The organism is Lacisediminimonas profundi (assembly GCF_008831265.1).
Lineage (GTDB): Bacteria > Pseudomonadota > Gammaproteobacteria > Burkholderiales > Burkholderiaceae_D > Lacisediminimonas > Lacisediminimonas profundi.
Window position 1 is genome coordinate 532730 of the sequence record NZ_VTTH01000001.1, and the last position, 18377, is coordinate 551106.

Genomic DNA, 18377 nt, shown 5'->3' on the forward strand with positions numbered 1-18377 from the left:
GCCCAATCCGGCTACTCTTCTTCCTGGTCCGGCAGCTTCAGCCGTCCTGTGTGGAAGTCGTATTCATAGGCTTCGCCATAGCGGCCCCATTCGATCGCGATTTCGAGCGCGCGCCTGGCCTCTGGCAGGCCCAGGTTCTCTTCCATCAATGCCAGGAATGGCTGCTGCGGCAGGGTGCCGCTGGCTTCATTCTCCAGCCGCGCGCGGATACTGGATGCGATCGGTACGTGCGTCAGCAACTGCTGGCCGAAGATCTCCTGCCGCAGTGCGTGATCGGCCTGTGCATAGCGCTGGCCCAGGGGCGTCAATCCAATGTCGCCTTGCTCCAGGTGCGCCAGGCCCAGCAGCCCGAGCGCTTCGCACGCCGGGAATAGTTCGGCATCGGGCAGCCCGGTTTCTTCCGACAGCCGCGGCAGGTCGGCGCGGCCGTTGAACGGTGCGTCGGCCAGCAGGTCGAGCACGCCTTCTATCCGGCTCACGCCGGCATGCGGAAGCCTGTAATCGATCTGCCGGACCGGCGCCGCTTCGACGGTTCCAGCCGGCACCGCCCGCATTGTCATCAGTCCATAGACTTCATCGACCAGGACCCGCACCTCGTGCGATTCGGCAATGCGCGGACGCGGCAGGCCGATACTGATTTCGCTGCGAATGCGGCCCGGATCGCTGGCCAGGATGACGATGCGGTCGGCCATCATCACCGCTTCTTCGATGTTGTGCGAGACGATCAGGATGCCCTTGGTCGGAATCTGCTTGCTCACCCACAGGTCGAGGATTTCGTCGCGCAGCGTTTCACCGGTCATCACATCCAGCGCAGAGAACGCTTCGTCCATCAACAACACATCCGGATTGGTCACCAGCGCGCGGGCGATGCCGACCCGCTGCCGCATGCCGCCCGACAACTCGCGCGGCAACGCGCCGCCGAAGCCGGACAGTCTCATCAGGTCGAGCATCGCATCGGCGCGGACCTGCCGCGCTGCTTCCGGCATGCCCTGTGCCTCCAGGCCGAGCTCGACATTCTGTCGCACCGTCAGCCAGGGAAATAACGCAAACGACTGGAACACCATGGCGATGCCGGGCGCAGGGCCGTGAATCGCTCGTCCGCGATAGGACGCAGTGCCGGCATCCGGTGCAATCAGCCCGGCGATGATGCGCAGCAGGGTCGATTTGCCCGATCCCGACTTGCCCAGCAGCGACACGATCTCGCCTTCGGCCAGCGAAAAATCCACGCCCTCCAGCACCAGTCGGGGCACGCCGTCTGCGCTGGTGAACGATTTCGCGACGTCCTTCAGTTCAAGCAATGCATTTTCTTTCATGCGGTCCTCAACGGCTGCGCTCCTCGGCCAGCACATACAGTTTGCGCCAGAAGAAGCGGTTGAGAAGCATCACGAACACGCACATCACCGCGATGCCCAATGCAATCCGATGGAAATCGCCGGCATCGGTGGTCTGCTTGATGTAACTGCCCAGGCCATTCGCGACCAGCGTGGTCTGGCCCCAGCTGACGTACTCGGCAACGATGCTGGCATTCCACGAGCCGCCGCTGGCCGTGATGGCGCCGGTCACGTAGCTTGGAAATATCGCCGGCAGGTAGACCCGCTTCCATTTCAGCCAGCCTTTCAGTCCGAGGTTGTCGGCTGCCAGCCGCAACTCGGCCGGCAGCGCAGAGGCGCCGGCCACCACATTGAACAGGATGTACCACTGCGTGCCGAAAACCATCAGCGGGCTGAGCCAGATGTCCGGGTCGAGCCGGTAGCGCACCAGCAGGTAGACCACCAGCGGAAACAGCAGGTTGACCGGAAAGGCGGCCAGGAACTGCGCCACCGCCTGCACCTTTTGCGAGTATTGCGGGCGCAGGCCGATCCAGACCGCGACCGGCACCCACACCAGCGAAGCCAGCGCAATCAGCACCAGCACCCGCAGCAAGGTGATGAATCCCAGTCCGACCACATGCGCTGCCTCGCCCCAGCCGACATCGACGTGGACGAAGACGACGAAGCGCCAGGCAGCCAGCACTGCGGCGGCGAGGATGACGAGGTCCCATGCGCGCGACCAGTACGGCCAGTGCGGCCAATCGAGCCAACGCCGGCGGCGCCGGACTGCATCCTTGTCCTGTACGCGGAACCATCCCAGGGCGCGCGCCAGCGTCGCCCAGAAGCGGCTGGCCCAGGCATCGACCAGGCGGCTGCGCCGTCCCCAGGCCAGCAGCCAGGAGCGCTGCGCGGTCTCGCCCTGGCTCTCCTCGAAGCGGAACTTGTCGGCCCACGCCAGCAGCGGACGGAAGAACAACTGGTCATACAGCAGGATGCCGGCCAGCATCGCCACGATGGCCAGTCCGATCGCCTGTGTGTCCTCGGCCTGGATCGCTACCGCAATCCAGGAACCGATTCCCGGCAGCTTGATGTCCTGGTTTGCTACCGAAATCGCCTCAGCCGCCACCAGGAAAAACCATCCGCCCGACATCGACATCATCATGTTCCACAGCAGCCCCGGCATCGCGAACGGCAAGCCCAGGCGCCAGAACCGCTGCCAGCCCGACAGCCGGAAAACCTGCGCCGCTTCATTCAGTTCGGCGGGAACGGTGCGCAGCGACTGGTACAGGCTGAACGTCATGTTCCAGGCCTGCGAGGTGAAGATGGCGAAGATGGCCGCGCATTCGACCCCGAGCGAACTGCCCGGAAACAGGGCGATGAAGGGCGCGATCGCAATTGCCTGGAAGCCCAGGATCGGAACCGACTGCAGGACATCCAGCAGCGGAATCATCACCTTCTCGGCGGCGCGGTATCGGGCTGCGATTGCCGCAAACACGAAACTGAACAGTAATGCGCAAGCCAGCGCCATGAACATCCGCAGGATCGTGCGCAGCAGGTAATAGGGCAGCCAGGCCGGATCGAGCGTGATCGGGGTCGGCTGGCCGACCGAAAACGGCTGGCTCATCTGCGTCGCGCCAAAGGCCAGGGCGGCGAAGATGGCCAGCACCAGCGGCAGCAGCGCCCAGTCCCAGCGGTTGGGGCGCGTGGTCAGCAACGAACGGTTGCCATGCCGTGGCAGGAGCAGGGGGAACATGTCGGCTTTTCGTTATTGCAGCATGGGTCGTGGCAGCACTTGTTTTCGTTGCCGGAGCGACGCTTGCTCCCGTCCGGGGAAGTGCATCATCAATACCCTGATGCAAGCCGCCGGCATTGCTGGCCGACGACGGCCATTGCTGTCGCCTTTGCGGCAGATCAGATGACAGGATAAAGGCAGGGTAGTGTGCGCAGCCCGATTCTTGCCACCATTCTTTGCCAACATTCTTTGCCAACCCACCTAGCCAACATTTCTTGCCGAAATCTGGTGCCATCGAAATTAATTGGAAATAGGCATAGCCGAACTGTGCTTTTACATGTACAGTCTGCCTCGCACTTGCATCAAGCTGCAGTTATAGCTGGCCGTCTCACCTGTCTTTGCTCGGTTTCCGAGCCATTCCTGGTTAAATCCCGTCGGTTGTATGGTTGTACATCTTGATCCAAAGTGCTTTTTGGGCATTGCCCTAATTTTCAAAAGGTACTAAACATGACCACTCAAACCGGCACAGTAAAATGGTTCAACGACGCAAAAGGCTTCGGCTTCATCACTCCTGATGGCGGCGGTCCTGATCTGTTCGCGCACTTCGGCGACATCCAGTCGACCGGCTTCAAGAGCCTGTCCGAAAACCAGAAAGTGTCGTTCGAACGCGCTACTGGTCCTAAGGGCGACAAAGCAAGCAATATTCGCGTCATTTCCTGACCAGAATAGATTGCCTGGCATCAGTATCGCGGGAGGCGAAAACCTCTCCGATTCGATGCACCATCGAACACCGGTCAGATAGATCGGGTTCCATGAGGTCCGGCAGAAGACCCTTCGCGAACAGCAAGGGTTTCTGAAAACCGGGTCAGGCACAGAAAAAAGCCCGCGTATGCGGGCTTTTTTCATTGTGGTTCGTATAAAGTTCAAGTTGCCGGATGCGTTCGCCTGATGTTCGACTGACAGGCGACGAAAAATCCGAAAACCATGCTACAAAGCTCGTAGAGTTGTTGCCGACGACCCGGCGCTCCCCCATTCATTGGATCGGGCGCGGGGCAAACCCAATCCGGATCTGAACCAGGAGAACAGCATGAGCAAGAGTCAGGACGCCAAAAAGGCGACCAAGAAGGAACCCGCCAAGACCGTGAAAGAAAAGAAGGAAGCGAAGAAGGTCAAAAAAGAAGAAAAGAAGCGCCAGCAATAATTCCTTCCGGGAGCTGCACCAACAAGGGCAGCTTCCATCCCCGGATTGCCGGATTGCCGGATGTCGGATGTCGGATGTCGGATGTCGGATGTCGGATGCGCCGGCAGGGCATCTGGCAACATGGAGTACCGTTCCCGGCAGCAGCCGGTGCGGCGGAATGCCATCGCGGCCGATCAGCCCGGCCCGGCTACGCCCCCTCAATCGTTCAGTGCCGCCTTTGCCGCTTCTTCAGGCGTAAGCCCGTCGCAATACTGGTCCGTGAACCATTCGATCTGTTCCTCGATATGGTCTTGCGCTTCCGCCAGTGTGACGCCACCGGCAACCAGGAAGCCTTCGACTTCGGTGCACCACTGGATGAATGCGAGGGTTTCCTCGTCTAGTTCTTCTTTCTTTGCCATGGCTCATTTCGTTAAAAGGACGAGATGGCTCCAGCATAGATGAATCCGCGGTCCTTATCCATCGGATCAGGGCTGGTCGTTACCCACATCTCGATTTGGAGAGAGGGAACGGCCGATCGACTTTGTAGCTCCCTCCCTTTCAAGGGGAGGGAGCGTCAGTGGCGTGCTTTGGTCCACGCCAGGAATCCGGATATCTGTAATCTTCAGTGCTCAGGCGAGCGCGAGCGGATCACCGCCGGCGGGCGATGAATGCCTCGCCCAGCAGGGCGGCGCCCATGATCAACAAGGGGCCGAATACAACCAGAATGCCGGGCAGGACTTCCATGTCGGTTCTCCAAAATATACTGTATGTCCGTACAGTATCAGGAGACTTTCGCCGGTTCAAGCATTTTTTTGAAGCCCCTGTCGGCATCCGGGAAACAAGGATGCTCAGGCTTCTGCCGCAGCCAGCCCCGCAATCACACGCCGTGCCACTTCCGAGCGCTGGGTCTTGCCATTGTTGTTGGTCGGCAGGCTGTCCCAGGCCACCACGACATGTGGTTGCTTGAACGGCGCAATCCGGCCGGCCAGAAGCTTGCGAAACTGTGCCGCCAGGTCACCCTGCAATGCTGAACGAAGCACCAGTGCAGCCCCGATGCGATAGCCTGTTTCCGCATCAGGAATGGGGAAAACGCTGGCCTGTACCACGCCGTCCAGGCCCAGCAGAGCATCCTCGATTTCGCGCGGTGCGATCAACACGCCCTTGCTCTTGAAGCAGTCGTCGGCACGCCCGACGATTGCCACGTAACCGTCAGCGTCGCGCACGGCAAGGTCGCTGGTGACATACCAGCCGCCACGGAAGCAGCGTCGGGTCTGAACCTCGTCGCCGAGATAGCCGAGGAAGAAGCCCGGATAGGCTGCCGAAAACGCGAGTGTTCCCAGCGTCCCCGCCGGCACCGGCTGCAAATTCTCGTCGAGCACAGCGGCGCCGGCACCCCAGTCGATGCCGACCGTGCCTGGACGCGCCGGTGTCAGCGGGCCATGGCCCAGCACCATCTGCGCTTCCGAAATGCCATAGTGCTCCCATACCGGGCAGCCGAAGCGCTGCTTCCAGGCTTGCTGCACCGCCGGCTCCAGCGGCTCGCCGGTGGAGTTGACGCCGCGCAGCGAGGACAGGTCATGGCCGTGCTCGATGCCCTCATGGCCGAGAATGCGCCGGTAGAGCGTGGCAACGCTGTAGAGCAGCGTCACGCGGTCGCGCGCGATGGTCGCAAGGATGCGTTCCGGGCTGGCGCGATCTTCCAGAATCGAGCCAGGAACGCCATTGCGCAGCGCGAACAGGACATTGTGGCCGAGCGCGCTGACAAAGCTCCATTCACCAGTAGCCAGCGCCACGTCATCCGCTTGCGGCGGGATACGGTTGCGGTTGCTGTTGCCTAGTCCCTCCAGCCAGCGGTGCGCATGCACGATGCCCTTGGGACGGCCGGTGGTGCCCGAGCTGAACACCATGAAGGCGGGCGTATCTGGAGAAACGTCGTGCGCGGCAGGCAATGGCTGCGCCGCATCGGCAGCGATCGGGTTTCCGCTCTCGTCGACCAGGCCGGCACGCGTCACGACCGCGCGGCGCGCCTGCAAGGCCAGCCCTTGCAAGGGGTCGCCGGGCTCAGGCGCGCGCGCCAGCAGGATCAGGGCAGGCGCCGCCGCCGCCGTGATGTGCGCCAGTTCGTCCGCGCCAAGTTGCGAGTTCTGCAGCACCGGCACCGCGCCGACCCAGACCACCGCCAGGAAGGCCGCCGCAAACTCGATCGAATTGGTCAGCCGCAGCAGCACCTTGTCGCCGGGCTGCAGTTCCAGGGCGCGCAGTCCTGCCACGGCGGCAGCCACGCTGCGCTGGAACGCGTCATTGGTGACAGGACCCTCTGCCGTGAAGAAGGCCGGGCGTGCCGCAGCCTGCGACGTGCGGCCCGGCGCCAGTGCCAGGTCTGCCAGGTTCATCGCTGCTGCTCCCGGGGCGAATACGATGGACCCCGGTATTCCGGCGCGCGCTTGTCGAGGAAAGCACTGATGCCTTCGCGGCAGTCGGCTGTGCGGGTGATTTCCATCACCGCCTCCAGCTCGGCACGCGAGCCTTCCTCGGACTTGTTGTGGTCCCAGTAACGGCGCACCAGGGCCTTGGCCTGCCGCACCGACAGGTAGGGCGCACTGGCGATGCGATCCGCGATTTTCACCACCTCCGCGAGCAGCACGTCGTGCGCAAACACACGTTCTACCAGGCCGATGCGCGCGGCCTCCTCGGCGTCGATGATCTCGCCGGTCAGGATCATTTCCATAGCCCGGCCGATGCCCACCAGCTTGGGCAGGTTGCGCGCGCCACCCGACTCCGGCACGAAGCCGGCAGGCACAGCCACCTCGCCCAGCCGCGCCCGCTCCGACGCGTAGCGCATGTCGCAGGCGGTCGCCAGTTCCAGTCCGATTCCCACGGCCGGGCCGTTGATGGCGGCAATGGTCACCGCCTGCAACTCCTCAAGTTTGCGGATCACGCGCTGGATCACCACATGGCGCAGATCGTTGAAGAAATAGTTGGCCAGGTCGGCATAGGCGCCGAACGCGCCAAAGTCATGTTCGGTGTCGAGCGCACCGAGCGGGCCGGCTTCGGAACGGAGGTCGCCGCCGGCGCTGAAGCCGCGGCCCTCGCCGGTGATGATGACGACCCGGATACGGTCGTCGCGGCGGATCTGGTCGAGCAGGATGTCCAGCTCGACGCGCAGGCGCACGTCGATCGCATTCAGTGCGTCCGGACGGTTGAGGGTAATTACGCCGATCGAAGCCTGATCGGGTTGGTTGGACGCCGCCAGGACGTTCCAGCGCAGCGCTTTGTAGGCAAACATTGCAATCTCCGAAAAGAGAAAAACGGGGAAATGGAAGAGGAAAAAACGAGACTGGAAGCGGGAAGTCGATGCACAAGACCCGGCAGCAATCGGACCAGGGAAAACGCTGCCGCGGCTCAGGCGGCGACCGGCCCGCTTGCGCCAGCAGGCTTGCGCCACCGGAAGCATCGCGCCTCCACGCGGTTGAGCACCAGGCCCTCGATCACCAGCATGATCAGGATCACGCTCACGCTCCAGGCAAACACCTCGGCGGTGTGCATCAGGTCTACCGCCTGCTTGAGCCTGAACCCGACGCCGGTCGGCGAGCCGAGCGCTTCGGCCACCAAGCCCACGCGCCAGCCGAAACCGACGGCCAGGCGAGTGCCCGCAAAGAGCGAAGGCAGCACGCTCGGCAGCAGGATCTTGCGTGCCACCTGCAACGGGGAATAGCCCATCGATCGCCCCATCTGGATCAGGTCGGCATCGACCGCTTTCACCCCGTCGCGTGCGTTGACAGCGAACAGCGGCGCCGCCGTCATCGCCACCACGAATACCGTGGCGACATCGCTCAGCCCGAACCACAGCACCCCGAGCACGGCCCAGATCGCCGAGGATGTGGCTGACACCGCTGGCAAGGCCGCGCCCAGGTAGCGGTCGACGCCGCGGAACGCACCCAGTGCCACGCCGAACGGAACGCCCACCAGCGCCCCGATCAGCACGCCGCTCAGGACCCGCCGGATCGAGATCGCCAGTTCAATCCAGAGATCGCCAGCCGAGGCCAGTGCCGCCAGTGACTGCCAGGTGGCGACCGGCGACGGCACCAGCAGCGGGTCGGTAAGGCTGGCGCCAAGTGACCACGCGGCCAGCAGCAAGGCCGGGAACACCAGCAGGCGGGAAATGGCGGGAAGTCGCATGCTCAGGCAAGCCGTTTCAGTGCGTCGCGATAGACCGACTGATCGAACCAGGCGCGGTCTGCCACGCTTTCAAGTCCACCGCTTGCCACGAACAGCTTCTGCGCGGCATCCAGGCTGGCCACGTCCGCATCCTCGAACTTGCCGTGGAAGCTGATGCCCCAGGTACGGGCATAGGCGCCGGCTTCCTCTGGCGGCAGCTTGAGTGTGCGCGCCATCAGCTCGGAAACCAGGGCCGGTTGCGCGCTGCCGGTGCGTATGCCCTCGATTACGGCCGCGATGAAACCGACGGCATCTTCGCGGCGCGAGGACAGGATCTTTTGCGTTACTACGCCCATGCCCAGCGGCGGAACGGCGCCGGCGCCGGCCAGGCGTCCCCACTCCGCGCGCTGGTCAGCCAGGGCATGGAGTTTGAGGCGATCCTTGAATTGAATTACAGACACTTCGCGCAACAGCGCAGCATCGATTTCGCCTTGCACCAGCAGTTGCACCAGGCGCGCTTCACCACCGCCCACCGTGCGGTAGGCATCGGCTGCCAGGCCGTGGTTTTTTGCGAGGAATGCCTTGGTGTATGCCGCGCCGGCCGAACCTGCCGGCGCCATGCCGACAATGCGGCCGCGCAGGTCGCCCACGTTGCGGATATCCGGCTTGTTGGTGACCAGCCGCCCGTCCGCCGCCTGGGTCGACAGCACGATGCGCACCGGCCGCTTCTTGCTGGCCAGGTCGAGCGCGCCGGCACCGCTGACGCTGAATGCCACGTCGATGCGGTCGGTCGCCAGCGCCAGCGTGTTGCCGTTGACATCGGCGAAGCGAACCAGCTCGTAATCCAGTCCATGTTTCTCAAACAGCTTGCGCTCGCGGATCAGTTCGATCAGCGCGAGCTGGATGCCAGTCGCCCAGTAGCCAATGCGCAATGGCGCCCGCGCTTGCGACCAGGCGCGGGAACTGCAGGACAGGGCGGCAGTGGAGAATGCGGCAGCGCCCAGGGCCATTGCGGTACGCCTGGTCGCCATCACTGGTTCGTTGGAGGCTGGCGCCGAAGCGCGCCTTGCTTCGGCAGGTATTGACCCAGGTGCCCCAGCAGGTGCCGCAGCAGGTGCCGCAGCAGGTTCGGCCGGGGCCAGCAGCGTCTGGCGCAACAAGGCTTCTGAAGCCTGCTGGTCGGCCGCAAGCGGCACCTCCAGCAAGCCCGGCACGCCGGCGTGCAGCACCATGGCACGCTGCGCCAATGCAGCAGCTTCGCCGATGTCGTGCGTGACCAGCAGGGCGCCGAAGCCATGGCGTTCCTGCAGCTGGCGCAGCAAAGCATGCATCTCGCCGCGAGTGGCCGCATCAAGCTTGCCAAATGGCTCGTCCAGCAGCAGCAAGGGGGCCTGCAGAGCCAGTGCGCGCGCCAGCGCCACGCGTGAGCGCATGCCGCCGGACAGCTGCCACGGAAACTGGCCTGCCGCTGCTTCCAGGCCGACGTCGGCCAGTGCCGCCAGCGCCAGCCTGTCGCGGTCTGCGCGTGGCGTTCCGATGCGTTCCAGCGCCAGGCTGACATTGCCCAGCGCAGTGCGCCATGGCAGCAGCCGGTCTTCCTGGAAGACATAGGAAAAGGGCGGATGTGCCGCCGTCTGCTCGCTGGCAAAGCGCAGGCTGCCGCGTTGCAGTGGCGCGAAGCCTGCGATGATGTTGAGCAGGGAGGTCTTTCCGGCCCCCGATTTGCCGAGCAAGGCCACGATTTCGCCGCGGCTTACCTGCAGGGAGATATCGCGCAGGACATGCTTGTGTCCAGTATTCCCGTTATGGGAAAAAGAGAGGCCGAGCCGGCTCGCTTCGAGAACGGTGGAAGTGGATTGAGTAGTCATGAGGAACACCGGAGTCTGGCGTGGATGTGGCTGAATCAGGACTCTAATCCCCGGCGTTCACCATGAGAACGACGCATTTCACATAACCATATGAGCGATCCGATCCGGCGCTTGCGGCAAGCCTGCGAACCGATCTTTCCCGCGCCCGTCGAGGTGATACGGCGCTCGAAATCAAGCTCGGGCAAAAGCCCGGCCTTGGTCTTCGGCGAACTGAGCGCCGGGCAAAAAAAAGGGACCTGCGTTTGCATGCAAGTCCCTGGGTCTGCCGCAATCCCGATCCGGCTTCAAGCCCGGACCGGGGCTGCATTTCATTCGAATTTGAGCTTGGCTTCGCGAACGAATTTGAGCCACTTGTCGTAATCGTTGCGCTGGAACTGCTGTAGCGCTTGCGGCGTGCTGCCGACGATTTCGACGCCGAGCGAGATCAGCTTCTTGCTCACTTCCGGATCGGCCAGCACGGCCTTGAAGTCGCTGTTGATGCGGGTGATCACCGGATCCGGCGTGCCTGCCGGTGCATAGATGCCGACCCAGGAATAGGCCTCGTAGCCGGGGAATCCGGACTCCGCCATGGTCGGCACGTCCGGCAGCTCCGCCATGCGTTTGGTGCCGGTCACCGCCAGCGGCTTGAGCTTGCCGGCCTGGATATGGCCCCTCATCGAACCATAGGAAAAGAAGCCATACGACACTTCGCCGGTCAGCATGGCCTGGATTGCCGGGCCGCCACCCTTGTAGGGAATGTGCATGACCTTGATGCCGCCCAGGCTGTTGAGCAGTTCGGAATGCAGGCGGTTCGAACTGCCGGAACCGATCGATGCGAAGTTGAGCTTGCCGGGCTGGCTCTTTGCCAGCGCGATGTACTCGGCCAGGGTATTGGCCGGCAAGCCGCCCCATGCGCCCATCACCAGCGGCAGGCGCACCATCAAGGTCACCGGCGCGAAATCCTTGAAGGTGTCGTAGGGCAGGTCATTCATCACGATCGGATTGATCGTGTGCGTGTCCCACGACAGGAACAGGGTGTAGCCGTCGGCAGGCGACTTGGCGACGTTGTTGGTCGCGATCACGCCGCCTGCACCGGGGCGGTTGTCAATCACCACCGGCTGGCCGAAGCGCTCGGACAGTTTCGGCTGTATGGTGCGCGCGATCAGGTCGGTGACCCCGCCCGGGCCGAAGGGAATCACCAGCCGCACCGGCTTGTTGGGAAAGGTCGATGGTGCCGCAGCGGTCGATTGCGCCGACGCCGGCGTCATGGAAAAAGATAAGGCGCACAGCACCGCAGCGGCACAGGACAGGTGTCTGGCAACGCTGGCAAACCTGATGCTGCCAAACCTGACGCGGGCAAACCTAATGCGGGCAAACCGATGGAATCCGTTCATTTGCTCCTCCTGTCCTTTTTATGATTGGTAATCAGCGAACTATTTTCCGCGCGCGCAGGTCGTCGATTTGCGCTGGCGTGTACCCGATCTCGCCGAGCAATTCGTCGGTCTGCTCGCCATGCATGGGCGAATGGCGCCGTAGTGCCGGCTGCATCCGCGAAAATTCGAGCGGCATGCCAACCACATCGATCTCGCCCAGCGTCGGATGCGCCATTGGCCGCAGCGAGGGCCGGCTCTCCATCTGCGGGTCCTGGAGAACCTGCTCCACGGTATTGACCGGACTGGCCGGCACGTCCGCCTGTTCCAGGCGGCGCAGCAATTCGTCGCGGTCGAATCCGGCGATCGCAGTTGCAACGATGGCCTCCAGTTCGACCCGGTTCGCCACCCGCGCAACGTTGGTCACGAAGCGTGGGTCTTGTACCAGCGCCGACAAGCCGAGCGCGCCCGCAAGGCGCTGCCAGAGCCGATCATTGCCGGCTGCAACGAATGCCCACTGGCCGTCCCGGCAACGAAAATTCTTGTAGGGCACCAGTGACGGGTGCGCCGAACCCAGCGCGCGCGGCACGGTGCCGGTCAGCAGGTAGTTCTGTGCCTGGAAGTTCAACACGCCGAGCGCGGTGTCGAGCAGCGAGCCATCGACCCGCTGTCCCAATCCGGTTTGCTGGCGGTGCAGGATCGCATTCACGATTCCGAAGCTGCACAGGGTCCCGGTCATGATGTCCAGCACCGAGACGCCGCAGCGCACCGGCGCCGCATCGGGTTCGCCGGTAATGGACATGATGCCGCTGAAGGCCTGCAGCAGCGCTTCGTAGCCTGCTGCTGCGGCACGCGGTCCGGTGCGGCCGAAGGCCGAGACGGAACAGTAGATCAGGCGCGGATTATCGGCCGCAAGCGACTCGTACCCCAGGCCGAATTCTTCCATGGTGCCGGTGCGGAAATTCTCGACCAGCACGTCGGCGCCATGCACCAGTTCGCGCAGTATCTTCGCGCCTTCCGGCGACTTCAGGTCCAGTGCGATCGCCCGCTTGTTGCGGTTGTTGACGATATAGCTGGCCGACTCGCCATTCTTCTGCGGGGCCCAGGTCCGGGACTCGTCGCCGCCATGCACATCCTCGACCTTGATGACATCCGCGCCCATGTCGCCAAGCATGGCGCCGCACAGCGGGCCTGCCAGCACGCGCGAGAGGTCGATTACGCGTACGCCGTCGAGCGGCAGCGGGGAGGCGCTTGCTGTCATCGTGCCTCCGGCGCGGCAGCGTCGCCACCGGCGGTGGCGTGGGGGAGGGGAGGCAGCGGGTGCAGCGAGGGAAGGGACAGGGTAATCATGCGGGAAGTATCAGACATACCCCCGGTGCTCGCAATGATCTGGACGCGAAACCCCTGGTAGATTTCGCATATCAAAACTCACATCGTCTTGCTGCAATGCGATGGCGGCAGATTTCAGGCTTCAGACATCAGGCCTCAGTCCTCAGGCCTCAGTCCTCAGGCCGCGAACAAGTCCGCCACGAAATGGTCGATGGCCGCCTTCAGCGTCGCCGGATCGATGTCCGGCTCGCGCAGTGCCCGGATCGCGATCCCTTCCATGAACAGCTGCAAGGAGAGAGCGCGCTGCGGCGCGACCTCGGGTGCCAGGCCCTTGCCGCCATCGGCCAGGCTGGCCGAGAGCCAGTGGCTGAGCTCTTCCCGCACGGCGACATCGGATGCCTGCACGGCTGCCGACAGTGCCGGATCGCGCGTCGCCTCGGCCGAGATCTCCAGCAGCAGTGCGGCATTCATCACCTGCGGATCGGCATTGCGCCAGTGCGTGAAGGTCTGCAATGCGGCGTCTGCGAAATCGGCCGCACCGTACAGGGTGCGGATACCGGCGCGGGCCTCTTCAAGCTGACCCTCGATGATGGCCAGGATGATGGCGCTCTTGCTCGGAAAGTAGCGGTAGATCAGGCCAGGACTCATGGCCGCAGCGCCGGCAATGATGGCCATGCTGGCGGCATGGAAGCCGTGCCGGATGAAGCACGCCTTGGCCGCGATCAGGATGCGCTCGCGCTGCGCCAGGGCTCGTTCCGCCGCCTTCGAGTGGGGCGCGTGGCCGCACTCGTCGCATGGCTCCGGAGCATCTGGCGCAGCATCTTCACCGGTGTCCGCCATATCCGTCATATCGGTCATATCCGGCATGTTCATCACGCTCCCTCCTTCCATCCTCCGCCCAACACCTTGTACAGGGTGACACGGTTGGCTTGTTCTGCCAATTGTGCGGCGATCAGGCCTTGTTGCGCAGCGTACATCGTGCGCTGGGCATCCAGCAAATTCAGGAAGCTGTCACGACCGAGTTCATAGCGGGCTTTTGACAGCGCGTGGGTCTGCGTGGCCGCAGCCACCAGGTCCTGTTGCGCCTGGCGCCGGTCGGCCAGGGTGGCGGTCAGCGCCAGCGCATCGGCCACTTCGCGGAACGCGACCTGTACCGACTGCTCGAAGCGGGCCAGCGCGATGTCGCGGTCAGCCTTTGCCACGCCGAGGTTGGCATCGAGACGGCCGCCAGTGAAAATCGGCAGGTTAAGTTGCGGCACGAAACTCCACAGGCTGCTGCCGCTGCCGAACAAGCCCGACAAATCCGTGCTGGCGGTGCCGATGCTGCCGGTCAGCGAGATAGAGGGAAAGTAGGCTGCGCGGGCGGCGCCGATGTTGGCATTGCGCGAGCGCAGCAGGTTTTCTGCCTGCAGCACGTCGGGGCGGCGCAGCAAGACCTGCGACGGCAATTGCGCCGGCAAGGCCCCCAAGCCGCTGACCGCGATGTCGAAGCCTTTCGGCAGCAGGGCGCTGTCGACTTGCGCGCCCACCAGCAGGTTCAGCGCATTGATGCCGGCGGCCACCAGTCCGGCATAGCGGGCCACATCGGCACGGGCGGTCTCGACCGTGGTGCGGGCCTGGCTGCGGTCCAGTCCGGACACGGCGCCCAGGTCGTGCCGCTTGACGATCAGGTCGTAGGCTCTTTGCTGGCTGTCCAGCGTGGCTTGCGCGATGCGCTGCGATTCGAGGTCGGAAGCGAGCGTCAGGTACACCCGGGCCACTTCGGCGACCAGGCTCAGCTGTGTGCTGCGCTGCCCCTGTTCCTGCGCGAAGAATTGCTGCAGTGCCGCCTGGCTCAGGCTTTGCACGCGGCCGAACAGGTCGAGCTCGAATGCGGTCACGCCGACCGAAGCACTGTAGCGGCTGCCGGGGGTGAGGGCGGCATCGCCGCCGCTGCGGCTGAGCGCGGCGTTGGCGCCGACCGTGGGGAAGCGGTCGGCACGCTGGATCTGGTACGAGGCGCGCGCCCGCTCGACATTCAGCACGGCGACCCGCAGGTCGCGGTTGTTGGCCAGCGCGCGGGCAATCAGTTCCTTCAGGTTCGGATCGACGAAGAAATCGCGCCAGCCGATGTCCGCGACTTCGCGCGGGTCGGTGGTGGTGCCGGACGGCGTCGCCGGGCCGGTGCGGGCAGCGGTTGCCGGAATCGGCCACTCGGCCGGGATCGCCGGATTGGCCACCGGAAGCGCCGGCTCCAGCGTGGTACAGCCTGACACGATTGCCGCCAGTGTCAGGGTGGCGATCAGGGTTTTAGTCATGGGCTTGCGCTCCTGCTGCAGAAGTGGCGGATGCAGCCAGCGGTGCAACCGGCTTGCGGCGGAAGAACAGCCGCTCGATCACCACAAAGAACAATGGAATGAAGAAGATGCCGAGCAGGGTGCCGAGCAGCATGCCGCCCAGCACGCCGGTGCCGATCGCGCGTTGCGCACCCGAGCCGGCGCCGGTGGCGATCGCCAGCGGCAGCACACCCAGTCCGAAAGCCAGCGAGGTCATCAGGATCGGACGCAGGCGGTCGCGCACCGCCGCCATGGTGGCCTCGACCAGCGCCATGCCGCCTTCGAGGTTGGCCTTGGCGAACTCGACGATCAGGATCGCGTTCTTGCTGGTCAGCCCGACCGTGGTCAGCATCGCCACCTGGAAGTAGACGTCGCGTTGCATGCCGAGCAGCCATGCGCCCAGCACGGTGCCGAGGATACCCAGCGGCGCCACCAGCAGCACTGCCGTCGGGATGGTCCAGCTTTCGTACATGGCGGCCAGGCACAGGAACACGATCAGCAGCGACAGCGAGTACAGCAGCGGCGTTTGCGAGCCGGCCTGCCGTTCCTGGTAAGACAGCCCGGTCCATTCGATGCCGACGCCGGTTGGCAATGTGCTGACCAGGCGTTCGACTTCGACCATGGCATCACCCGAACTGACGCCGGGCGCCGATTCGCCGTTAATCTCCATCGCCGCCACGCCGTTGTAGCGCTCCAGGCGCGGCGAACCATAGTCCCAATGCGAAGTGGCAAAGGCGGTGAACGGCACCATCTGGCCCTGGCCGTTGCGTACCGACCATTGATTCAGGTTCTCCGGCACCATGCGGAACGGCGCATCGGCCTGGAGGAACACGCGCTTGACGCGGCCACGATCGATGAAGTCGTCGATGTACTGGCCGCCCCATGCGGTCGACAGGGTGGCATTGATGCTGGCGGTCGACAGACCGAGCGCGCTTGCTTTCCTGGTATCGACGTCAAGGCGGAACTGCGGCGTGTCGTTCTGACCGTTGGGGCGCACATTGGCCAGCAGCTTGCTTTTTGCGGCGGCGCCCAGGAACTGGTTGCGCGCCTGGGTCAGCACATCGTGGCCAAGGTTGGCATTGTCTTTCAGGTAGAACACGAAGCCGGCCGCGGTGCCCAGTTCCGGCATGGCCGGCGGCGCAAACGCGAACGCCAGCGCATCCTTGATCTGGCTGAACGCGCCCATGGCCCGGCCGGCAACTGCATTGATGGCCGATTCAGGCGCGGTGCGCTCGCTCCAGTCCTTCAGCTTGACGAATGCCATGCCATTGTTCTGGCCGGAGCCGCCGAAGCTGAAACCCTGCACGCTGAAAATCGATTCCACTGCGCTCTTTTCATTTTGCAGGAAATGGTTCTCCATCTTTTCGATGGTCTGCATGGTGCGTTCCTGAGTGGCGCCGACCGGCGCCTGCACCATGGAGAACAGCACGCCCTGGTCTTCCGCCGGCAGGAATGAACTGGGCAGGCGAACGAACAGCAGCAGCATCACCACCACCAGTGCCAGGAAAATCGCCATGAAGCGCTTGCTGCGGGTGACGATGCCGTACACCCCGCGCTGGTACTTCTTGCTGCCGCGGTTGAAGTTGCGGTTGAACCAGCCGAAGAAGCCCTTGTCGGCGATCTGGTGGCCCTTGGCGACCGGCTTGAGCAAGGTCGCGCACAAGGCCGGCGTCAGCACGATCGCCACCAGCACCGACAAGCTCATCGCCGACACGATCGTTGCCGAGAACTGGCGGTAGATGACGCCGGTGGAGCCGGACATGAAGGCCATCGGCACGAACACCGCCGACAGCACCAGGCCGATGCCGACCAGCGCGCCGGTGATCTGGTCCATCGACTTTCGGGTTGCTTCCAGTGGCGACAAGCCTTCCTCGCTCATCAGGCGCTCGACGTTCTCCACCACCACGATCGCATCGTCCACCAGCAGGCCAATCGCCAGCACCATGGCAAACATGGTCAGCATGTTGATCGAGAAACCGAACGCCGACAGCACGCCGAAGGTGCCCAGCAGCACCACCGGCACGGCGATGGTCGGGATCAGCGTGGCGCGGAAGTTTTGCAGGAACAGGTACATCACCAGGAACACCAGCCCGATCGCTTCCAGCAAGGTGGTGATCACCCCCTTGATCGAGACCTTGACGAACGGCGTCGTGTCGAACGGCGTGACCGCCTTCAGGCCGGCCGGAAAGCTCGGCTTGAGTTCTTCCAGCGCCTTGACCATGCCGCTGGCGGTGTCCAGCGCATTGGCTCCGGTAGCCAGCTGGACTGCGATGCCGGTAGCCGGTTTGCCGTTGTAACGGCTGATGAAGTTATAGTTCTCCGCGCCCATTTCCACCCGCGCAATATCGCCCAGGCTCAGCACCGAGCCGTCGGGATTGCTGCGCACGACAATCGCGCGGAACTGGTCCGGCGTCTGCAGCCGCGATTGCGCGGTGATGGTGGCATTGATCTGCTGCCCCGGGACCGACGGCGTGCCGCCGAGCTGGCCGACAGCGACCTGCGCGTTCTGCGCCTGGATTGCGGCAATCACGTCGGCCGGCGCCAGGCGGTAAGTGTTGAGCTTGTTGGGGTCGAGCCAGATCCGCATCGCGTACTTGGCGCCGAACACCTGCAGCGTGCCGACACCCGGTACCCTTGACAGGGGGTCGACCAGGTTGGACGTCACGTAATCCGCGATGTCATCCTTGTCCATGCTGCCGTCTTCGGAGACGAAGGCCACCACCATCAGGAAGCCGGTGCTGGACTTGGTCACGACCACGCCCTGCTTTTGCACCTCCTGCGGCAGCAAGGGCATTGCCAGTTGCAGCTTGTTTTGCACCTGCACCTGGGCCGTGTCCGGGTTGGTGCCGTTCTTGAAGGTCAGCTTGATCGACGCCTGGCCGCTGGCCTCGCTGGTCGACGAGAAATAAAGCAGGCCGTCGAGGCCCTTCATGTTCTGCTCGACGATCTGCGTCACCGAATCCTCGACCACCTTGGCCGATGCGCCAGGATAGTTGGCCGTGATGGTGACGGTCGGCGGCGCGATGGTCGGGTACATCGAGATCGGCAAGGTCATGATGGCCAGTCCACCGGCCAGCATGATGATGATGGCGATGACCCACGCGAAGATCGGGCGATCGATAAAGAAACGTGCCAT

At 63.9% G+C, this 18377-nt stretch carries 13 protein-coding genes; 1 reads left to right on the forward strand and 12 read right to left on the reverse strand.

What is annotated here, in order from left to right:
* Positions 1–11: 11 nt before the first annotated feature.
* The gene (locus tag FVE66_RS02395; protein WP_151445779.1) at positions 12–1313 is read right to left on the reverse strand and encodes an ABC transporter ATP-binding protein; all 1302 of its coding nucleotides are present in this window, start codon (positions 1311–1313) and stop codon (positions 12–14) included.
* 7 nt (positions 1314–1320) lie between these two features.
* Positions 1321–3063: an ABC transporter permease gene (locus tag FVE66_RS02400; RefSeq protein WP_151445780.1), complete on the reverse strand. Its 1743-nt coding sequence runs from the start codon at positions 3061–3063 to the stop codon at positions 1321–1323.
* 486 nt (positions 3064–3549) lie between these two features.
* On the opposite strand from FVE66_RS02400, the gene FVE66_RS02405 reads away from it, so the two are divergent.
* Complete coding sequence (locus FVE66_RS02405; protein WP_151445781.1) at positions 3550–3762, forward strand: cold-shock protein; 213 nt, start codon at positions 3550–3552, stop codon at positions 3760–3762.
* A 678-nt stretch (positions 3763–4440) separates the two neighbouring features.
* Here FVE66_RS02405 and FVE66_RS02410 read toward each other — a convergent pair.
* From FVE66_RS02410 to FVE66_RS02455, 10 genes are all read right to left on the reverse strand, one after another.
* Positions 4441–4641: a hypothetical protein gene (locus FVE66_RS02410; protein ID WP_151445782.1), complete on the reverse strand. Its 201-nt coding sequence runs from the start codon at positions 4639–4641 to the stop codon at positions 4441–4443.
* 429 nt (positions 4642–5070) lie between these two features.
* On the reverse strand, positions 5071–6615 hold the full coding sequence (locus FVE66_RS02415) for an acetate--CoA ligase (protein ID WP_151445783.1): 1545 nt from the start codon (positions 6613–6615) through the stop codon (positions 5071–5073).
* On the reverse strand, positions 6612–7508 hold the full coding sequence (locus FVE66_RS02420) for an enoyl-CoA hydratase/isomerase family protein (protein WP_161993162.1): 897 nt from the start codon (positions 7506–7508) through the stop codon (positions 6612–6614). The genes FVE66_RS02415 and FVE66_RS02420 overlap by 4 nt, the downstream gene beginning before the upstream one ends.
* A gap of 116 nt (positions 7509–7624) precedes the next feature.
* A complete protein-coding gene (locus tag FVE66_RS02425; RefSeq protein WP_151445785.1) occupies positions 7625–8401 on the reverse strand; it encodes an ABC transporter permease in 777 nt (258 codons plus the stop codon).
* A 2-nt stretch (positions 8402–8403) separates the two neighbouring features.
* Complete coding sequence (locus FVE66_RS02430) at positions 8404–10248, reverse strand: ATP-binding cassette domain-containing protein (protein WP_151445786.1); 1845 nt, start codon at positions 10246–10248, stop codon at positions 8404–8406.
* A 308-nt stretch (positions 10249–10556) separates the two neighbouring features.
* Positions 10557–11621, reverse strand: a complete 1065-nt coding sequence (locus FVE66_RS02435) for a tripartite tricarboxylate transporter substrate binding protein (protein WP_241672977.1) — start codon at positions 11619–11621, stop codon at positions 10557–10559.
* A 31-nt stretch (positions 11622–11652) separates the two neighbouring features.
* Entirely contained in the window at positions 11653–12858 is a 1206-nt protein-coding gene (locus FVE66_RS02440; RefSeq protein WP_151445787.1) for a CaiB/BaiF CoA transferase family protein, read from the reverse strand.
* Between the two features lie 245 nt (positions 12859–13103).
* A complete protein-coding gene (locus FVE66_RS02445) occupies positions 13104–13799 on the reverse strand; it encodes a TetR/AcrR family transcriptional regulator (RefSeq protein WP_161993163.1) in 696 nt (231 codons plus the stop codon).
* Complete coding sequence (locus FVE66_RS02450; protein WP_151445789.1) at positions 13799–15223, reverse strand: efflux transporter outer membrane subunit; 1425 nt, start codon at positions 15221–15223, stop codon at positions 13799–13801. The genes FVE66_RS02445 and FVE66_RS02450 overlap by 1 nt, the downstream gene beginning before the upstream one ends.
* Positions 15216–18377, reverse strand: coding sequence for an efflux RND transporter permease subunit (locus FVE66_RS02455; protein WP_151445790.1), 3162 nt, complete (start codon positions 18375–18377; stop codon positions 15216–15218). The genes FVE66_RS02450 and FVE66_RS02455 overlap by 8 nt, the downstream gene beginning before the upstream one ends.